At 71.5% G+C, this 6,282-nt stretch carries 9 protein-coding genes and 2 pseudogenes; 6 read left to right on the top strand and 5 right to left on the bottom strand.

Annotation, left to right across the window (positions count from 1 at the left end):
• Positions 1 to 124: 124 nt before the first annotated feature.
• From AB0F91_RS26975 to AB0F91_RS26955, 5 genes and pseudogenes are all read right to left on the bottom strand, one after another.
• Positions 125 to 568, bottom strand: coding sequence for a MarR family transcriptional regulator (locus AB0F91_RS26975; RefSeq protein WP_360601710.1), 444 nt, complete (start codon positions 566 to 568; stop codon positions 125 to 127).
• Positions 569 to 781: 213 nt separating this feature from the next.
• Positions 782 to 1,875, bottom strand: a pseudogene (locus AB0F91_RS26970) (GTP-binding protein).
• Positions 1,872 to 2,018 (bottom strand): annotated as a pseudogene (gene rpmF, locus AB0F91_RS26965) (50S ribosomal protein L32); the annotation flags it as partial. The pseudogenes rpmF and AB0F91_RS26970, both read right to left, overlap by 4 nt.
• Before the next feature lie 10 nt (positions 2,019 to 2,028).
• Positions 2,029 to 2,292, bottom strand: coding sequence for a type B 50S ribosomal protein L31 (locus tag AB0F91_RS26960; protein WP_360601708.1), 264 nt, complete (start codon positions 2,290 to 2,292; stop codon positions 2,029 to 2,031).
• Positions 2,289 to 3,548 carry a GTP-binding protein gene (locus AB0F91_RS26955; RefSeq protein WP_360601706.1) on the bottom strand — a complete coding sequence of 420 codons (1,260 nt, stop codon included), beginning with the start codon at positions 3,546 to 3,548 and terminating at the stop codon, positions 2,289 to 2,291. The genes AB0F91_RS26960 and AB0F91_RS26955 overlap by 4 nt, the downstream gene beginning before the upstream one ends.
• A 78-nt stretch (positions 3,549 to 3,626) precedes the next feature.
• Here AB0F91_RS26955 and rpmB point away from each other — a divergent pair, with 78 nt between their 5' ends.
• Genes rpmB through cobA form a run of 6 tightly spaced genes read left to right on the top strand, consistent with a single transcriptional unit; the run spans position 3,627 to position 6,275 of the window.
• Complete coding sequence (rpmB, locus tag AB0F91_RS26950; protein WP_360601704.1) at positions 3,627 to 3,863, top strand: 50S ribosomal protein L28; 237 nt, start codon at positions 3,627 to 3,629, stop codon at positions 3,861 to 3,863.
• On the top strand, positions 3,864 to 4,031 hold the full coding sequence (gene rpmG / locus AB0F91_RS26945; RefSeq protein WP_360601702.1) for a 50S ribosomal protein L33: 168 nt from the start codon (positions 3,864 to 3,866) through the stop codon (positions 4,029 to 4,031).
• Positions 4,031 to 4,336, top strand: a complete 306-nt coding sequence (gene rpsN / locus AB0F91_RS26940; RefSeq protein ID WP_360601700.1) for a 30S ribosomal protein S14 — start codon at positions 4,031 to 4,033, stop codon at positions 4,334 to 4,336. Before rpmG ends, rpsN begins: the two co-directional genes overlap by 1 nt.
• Before the next feature lie 5 nt (positions 4,337 to 4,341).
• Positions 4,342 to 4,578, top strand: a complete 237-nt coding sequence (rpsR, locus tag AB0F91_RS26935; RefSeq protein ID WP_360601698.1) for a 30S ribosomal protein S18 — start codon at positions 4,342 to 4,344, stop codon at positions 4,576 to 4,578.
• 49 nt (positions 4,579 to 4,627) lie between these two features.
• Positions 4,628 to 5,020 carry an ankyrin repeat domain-containing protein gene (locus AB0F91_RS26930; RefSeq protein WP_360601697.1) on the top strand — a complete coding sequence of 131 codons (393 nt, stop codon included), beginning with the start codon at positions 4,628 to 4,630 and terminating at the stop codon, positions 5,018 to 5,020.
• 28 nt (positions 5,021 to 5,048) lie between these two features.
• Complete coding sequence (gene cobA / locus AB0F91_RS26925) at positions 5,049 to 6,275, top strand: uroporphyrinogen-III C-methyltransferase (protein ID WP_360601695.1); 1,227 nt, start codon at positions 5,049 to 5,051, stop codon at positions 6,273 to 6,275.
• Positions 6,276 to 6,282: the final 7 nt, after the last annotated feature.

Raw genomic sequence — 6,282 nt, 5'->3', positions numbered from 1 at the left:
GGGATCACCTCGAGTAGTCGGTGGCGTTCCTCGGTGTTGAAGCCGCTGGCCAGGGCGTGGGCGACGCGCTGGGTGCTGAGGGAACGCCGGTCGGTCTTGTGGTGGTTTGCGCGGCTGGTGGTGGTCATAGTTCGTCCGCGAGGCGTTCGAGCAGGGGGATCACCTCGAGTAGTCGGTGGCGTTCCTCGGTGTTGAAGCCGCTGGCCAGGGCGTGGGCGACGCGCTGGGTGCTGAGGGAACGCCGGTCGGTCAGGAGTTTCCGGCCGGTCGTGGTCACGGACATGAGGATGCGGCGGCCGTCGGCGGCGTCGGGGCTGCGGCTCACGAGCCCGCGTTCGACGAGCCCGGCGAGGGTCACGCCCATGGCCTGCGGCTTGACCCGCTCCTGCTCGGCCAGGTAGCCGGGCGTCGAGGGGCCGTCGCGGTCGAGGCGCGAGAGCACGGAGCTCTCCGAGAGCGTGGCCTCGCCGGCCACGTAGCCCTGCCGCATTCGCCGCACGAGCCGCCCGAGCGCGACCCTCAGGTCGGCGGCGGCCTCCACGAGATCCTTGCTGATCCGATCCGGCACATTAATCAAGCTAGGCTGATAAACCTGGGTTGATCAACCTTCGCGAAACGCCCCTAACCCCACCGAATCGCCCAGTTCACGCGTGGTGCGTGCGGCGTGGACCTCGTCCGAACGGCCTGGTTGCGCAGGGCGGTGAACGATCAACGAACTCCCGCGAACACGAAGGCCGCGCGACCGGTGTGATGCGGGTCGCGGCCTTCGACGCGTCTGTCCTCAGTGGATGTGCACAGGCTCCCAGCTGGGGAAGGGGTCCGCCGTCACCGGCTCGTCGGTGAGGCACGCGTCGAGCGCGGTCAGCAGCGGGTCGCCGGCGAGCCCGACGCCGATGAAGACCAGCTCCTGCTGCGGCGCTACGGCCACGCCCTGCGGTTCGAACCGCGCGACCGCGCCCGCCTGCGACCACAGGCCGAGCACGCCCGGTCGCGACGCGAGAGTGAAGAATCCCTTGGAGCGCGGCGCGGTGGCGAACTCGCCCGAGTCGAGGCGGGTCGTGACGAAGTCCCACAGGTGCGCCGGGTCGAACGCCCGGCCGGCGCGGAACACGACGCTGGAGATGTCGTACTCCTCGGTCTCCGGCACGTGGTCGCCGTTGAGCTCCGCGACCCAGCCCGGGGCCTGCCGCGCCCGCAGCGGGTCGTGGCGGCCGGTGCCGACCACGCGCCCGAGTGGCACCCGGCCGAACTCCGCCGTCACGACGTCGGCGCCCGGGTTGAGCCGGCGCAACGTCGCCACGAGGCGGTCGGCCTCGGTGGGGGAGACGAGGTCGGTTTGTTCAGCAGCAGCACGTCCGCGAACTCGACCTGGTCCACGAGCAGGTCGCTGACCGTGCGCTCGTCGCCCTCGTACTGATCGAGGCGGCGTTCGGCCAACGAGTCGCCGCCGGCGAGTTCCCGGCCGAAGTTCATGGCGTCGACCACAGTCACCATCGTGTCGAGCCGGGCGTCCGGCAGCGCCGGCGTGCCGTCGTCGCGGGGGAAGGAGAACGTGGCGGCGACCGGCATCGGCTCGGAGATCCCGCTCGACTCGATCAGCATGTGGTCGAACCGTCCTTCCGCGCTCAGGCGCGCGACCTCGTCGAGCAGGTCCTCGCGCAGGGTGCAGCAGATACATTCGTTGGTCAGCTCGACCAGGCGCTCCTCGGTGCGGGACACGCTGTCGCGCACGAGCGAGGCGTCGATGTTGACCTCGCTCATGTCGTTCACGATCACCGCCACCCGCCGTCCTTCACGGTTGGCCAGGATGTGGTTGAGCAGCGTGGTCTTGCCCGCGCCGAGGAATCCCGACAGGACGGTGACCGGGACGCTCACCGGTCGAGCCGCTGGAAGTGCTTGATCAGGTGGCGCGGCACGAGCTTGCGCTCGCCGTCCACCGTGATCGGCACCAGGTCGGGCACCGCCGCCTTCCACTGCGCACGGCGCGCGCGGGTGTTGCTGCGGGACTTCTTCCGCTTGGCACAGCCATCAGCGCGCCCCGCCCTTCTCGCGCCGGCCGTACCGGCGGTGGAACTTCTCGACCTGGCCCGCGGAATCGACGATCCGCTGGTTGCCGGTCCAGAACGGGTGCGACCAGGAGCTGATGTCCACGACCACGAGCGGGTAGGTGTTGCCGTCGTGCCATTCGATCGCCCGCTCGGACGTGGCGGTGGAGCGGGTGAGGAACGCGTCGCCCGTGGACGAGTCGCGGAACACCACGGGGTGGTAGTCGGGGTGGATGCCGGGTTTCACTGCGGTTCTTCCTTCCGGTTGGTGGCGTTGACGTGCCGCTCTTGGTCTTCTGCGTCGTCTTCGGTCGCCTCGCAGGGGTCTTCGTGCCACTCGCCGAACGGGTCGGGGTAGCTGCGCCAGGCAGCTTCTCCCTCGGCCAGCTCGTCGTCGGTGAGCAGTGCGACGCGCAGCGCGTCCTCGATTTCCTTCGGCGCCACCAGATCCGTGACCACCACGAGCTCCTGCGCACGGTCGCCGTGCACCGGGTGCCAACGCAGCGACGCGAGCGTGCGGCGTTCGGGGGAGACCGCGGCCCAGTCCGGGCCGTCGGGCGAGGCGAGCCACGGCCCGGCGTGCCCGATGGCGAGGCCGCCGCCCGCGGACTCGAGCCAGAACGCGATGTCGGGCTGGCTCGCGACCCACGCGCGGCCACGGGTGCGGATCACACCGCCCAGCAGCGTGTCGATGGCCTCGTGCAGGCGCTCGGGGTGGAACGGCCGCTGCGAGGTGAAGGTGAGCACTTCGACCCCGCAGTCCGCGTGCAGCGGCGGCTGGCCCCGCAGGAGCGCGCCGTGCAGGTCGATCACCTCACCGCGCCGCGATTCCGCAGGCACGGCGGCGAACAGCAGTCCGGCGTTCACGCCCTTCAGCACGACACGCGGGACCGAAGGAGCGACGCGGTCGAGCACGGCCGCGGTCTTCGCGGCGCACCACGCGTCGGGCACGTCGCCCGCGAGCACCAGCACGTCGGCGAACTCCACCTGTGCGAGCGCGACCTGCGCGACGGTCCGTTCGTCCTCGGGGCTGCCCTGAAGGCCGCGCTCCAGGAGCAGATCGTCGCCGGACACGTCGGCGAGCCAGGCGGCGCGGTCGACGGTGGTGAACACGGCTTCGATCTCGACGTCCTGGCTCACGGGCCGGTCGCCGACCAGGACGTTGGCGATCGCCCAGCTCACCGGCTCGGGCTCCATGGCCTCGTCGAGGCGCAGCACGATCCGGTCCACCTCCGGCCGCCGGGCGAGCCGGCGCAGCAGCGGCAGGAGGTCTTCGCGCAGCGTGCAGTTCACGCAGCCGTGGGCCAGTTCCAGCGCGGTGAGCTGGTCACAGGGGCCGAGGCGGATCCGCCTGCGGACGATGCCGTTGCCGATCTGCCGCAGGTCGTGGTGCACCACGGCGACGCCGGGGCCGGCGCGGCGCAGAAGTGCGGCGAGCTCGTCGTTGCCTTCGGCGGTGAGCCCGCTGACGAGCACGAGCGGGACACGCGGGTGTGGGGTCACTGAAGCTCCAGTCGACGGGACGGGGTACGGTGGCCAGCGTAATTGAAAACGAATATCACTATCAACTCGGGAGGGTTCGTGTCAGCCGTCTGCCAGGTCACCGGCCGCAAGCCGGGCTACGGCAAGCAGGTCTCGCACTCGCACCGCCGCACGTCGCGGCGCTGGGAGCCGAACCTGCAGACCCGCCGTTACTTCGTGCCGAGCCTCGGCCGGACCGTGCGGCTCAAGGTGTCGGCGAAGGGCATGAAGACGATCGACAAGCGAGGGATCGACGCGGTCGTCGCGGAACTGGCCGCGAAGGGGGTGAAGCTCTAGATGGCGAAGAGCACGGACGTCCGGCCGATCATCAAGCTGCGGTCCACCGCGGGCACCGGCTACACGTACGTGACGAAGAAGAACCGGCGCAACGACCCCGACCGGATGGTCCTGCGCAAGTACGACCCCGTGGCGCGCAAGCACGTCGGGTTCAAGGAAGAGCGCTGATGGCGAAGAAGTCGAAGATCGCGAAGAACGAGCAGCGGAAGGTGATCGCCGCCCGCTACGTCGAGAAGCGCCGGGCGCTCAAGGCCGTGATCGCCTCGCCGCACTCGTCGGCACAGGACAAGGCCGACGCGGTGGTGGCGTTGCAGCGCATGCCGCGCGACGCGAGCGCCGCACGCATCCGCAACCGCGACGCCGCCGACGGCCGCCCGCGCGGCTACCTGCGCAAGTTCGCTCTGTCGCGCGTGCGCATGCGGCAGATGGCGCACAACGGCGAGCTGCCCGGCGTCTCGAAGTCGAGCTGGTGAGCCGGATGCCGAAGCACGAACGCGTATCCCGCAAGCGGGCGAACCCGTTGCACGCGCGCGGGATCACGGCCGTCGACTGGAAAGACGTGGATCTGCTGCGGAGCTTCATCTCCGACCGCGGCAAGATCCGCGCCCGTCGCGTGACGGGGTTGACGCCGAAGCAGCAGAAGCAGGTGGCCTCGGCCATCAAGAACGCGCGGGAGATGGCGCCGCTGCGGTACCCGAACTCCGCGCGGGGCTGACGCGCCCGACCACCCGGCGTCCTGGGAGCCGGCGTGCCAGACTCGGCGCATGGCTTCCGGGACGCCGTCGGACGAGGAGCTCGACCTGTGGGCCCGCGTGTTCACCATGGCGCGGGAGGGTGACACGGAGCGCCTCGCCGCGTACGTCGACGCAGGTATCCCCGCGAACCTCACCAACGACCGCGGCGACACGCTGGTGATGCTCGCCGCTTACCACGGGCACGCGGAGACGGTGGCCGCGCTGCTGGCGCGCGGCGCGGATCCGAACCGGGTCAACGACCGGGGCCAGAGCCCGCTCGCCGGCGCCGTGTTCAAGGACGAGCCCGAGGTCGTGAAGGCGCTGGTGGCGGGTGGTGCCGATCCCCGCGCGGGCACGCCGTCGGCGCTCGAGGCGGTGACGATGTTCGGCAACACCGGGCTGCTGGCCCTGCTGCAGCGCTGAGCGGACCGGCCAGGCAGACTTCCCGGCTATGGACGACCCGCACTACCTCTCCGGACTCCAGCTTGCCGGCCGTCGCGTCGTGATGGTCGGGGGCGGCTCGGTCGCCCAGCGCCGCCTCCCGCGGCTCATCCGCGCGGGCGCGCGGGTGGAGCTGGTTTCGCCGCACACCACACCGTCGGTGAGCGCGATGGCCGACGCGGGCGAGCTGGTCTGGCACGAGCGCCCCTACGCCGAGGGTGATCTCGCCGACGCCTGGTACGCGCTCGCGTGCACCGACGACCCCGAGGTCAACGCCGCCGTGTGCGCCGAGGCAGAACGCCGGCGCGTGTTCTGCGTGCGCGCCGACGAGGGGGAGTCCGGCAGCGCCGTGACCCCGGCTTCGGGCCGCCACGGCGGGCTGTTGTTCAGCGTCCTGTCCGGCGGCGAGCCGCTGCGCTCGGCCGCGGTGCGCGACAGCATCCTCGACGCCCTGCACGCCGGCACCGTCAAGGATGCTGACGGCGCCCGCGCGCCGCGAGACACCGACACCGAGCTGCCGGGCGTCGCCCTGGTCGGCGGCGGACCGGGCGACCCGGACCTGATCACCGTCCGCGGCCGCCGGCTGCTCTCGCGCGCCGACGTGGTGGTCGTCGACCGCCTCGCGCCGCGCGAGCTGCTGGACGAGCTCGCGCCCGAGGTCGAGGTCGTCGACGCGGCGAAGATCCCGTACGGCCGCGCCGCGAGCCAGGACGTGATCAACAGCACCCTGATCGAGAAAGCCAAGGAGGGCAAGTTCGTCGTCCGGCTCAAGGGCGGCGACCCCTACCTGTTCGGCCGCGGGTTCGAAGAGGTGCTGGCCTGCGCCGAGGCGGGGGTGCCGGTGACCATGGTCCCGGGCATCACGAGCGCGTTCGCGGTTCCCGCCGTCGCCGACGTGCCGGTCACCCACCGCGGCGTCGCCCACGAGGTGGTGGTCGTCTCGGGGCACGTCGCGCCCGGTGATCCGCGCTCGCTCGTCGACTGGTCACTGCTGGCCGGCCTGCGCGGCACGATCGTGCTGATGATGGGCGTCGAACGCCTGCCCCAGTTCGCCTCGGCGCTGCTCGACGGTGGCCGCCCCGCCGACACGCCCGTCGCCATCGTCGAGGACGGCACCATGCGCACGCAGCGCACCCTGCGCTCCACGCTGGGGAAGGTGGCCGACGAAGCGGCCGCCGCGGGTGTCCGGCCGCCGGCGGTGATCGTGTTCGGTCCGGTGGCCGGGCTCGCGAAGTGATCCGGCC

Origin of the sequence: Amycolatopsis sp. NPDC023774 (genome assembly GCF_040639695.1) — a bacterium.
Taxonomy (GTDB): Bacteria; Actinomycetota; Actinomycetes; order Mycobacteriales; family Pseudonocardiaceae; genus Amycolatopsis.
This window is presented reverse-complemented; position numbering and strand designations above follow the sequence as displayed.

Coding starts and splice junctions, on each gene's coding strand:
- rpmG (WP_360601702.1), top strand. CDS start 3,864: ATGGCGAAGAGCACGGACGTCCGGCCGATCATCAAGCTGCGGTCCACC.
- rpsR (WP_360601698.1), top strand. CDS start 4,342: ATGCCGAAGCACGAACGCGTATCCCGCAAGCGGGCGAACCCGTTGCAC.
- AB0F91_RS26930 (WP_360601697.1), top strand. CDS start 4,628: ATGGCTTCCGGGACGCCGTCGGACGAGGAGCTCGACCTGTGGGCCCGC.
- rpsN (WP_360601700.1), top strand. CDS start 4,031: ATGGCGAAGAAGTCGAAGATCGCGAAGAACGAGCAGCGGAAGGTGATC.
- cobA (WP_360601695.1), top strand. CDS start 5,049: ATGGACGACCCGCACTACCTCTCCGGACTCCAGCTTGCCGGCCGTCGC.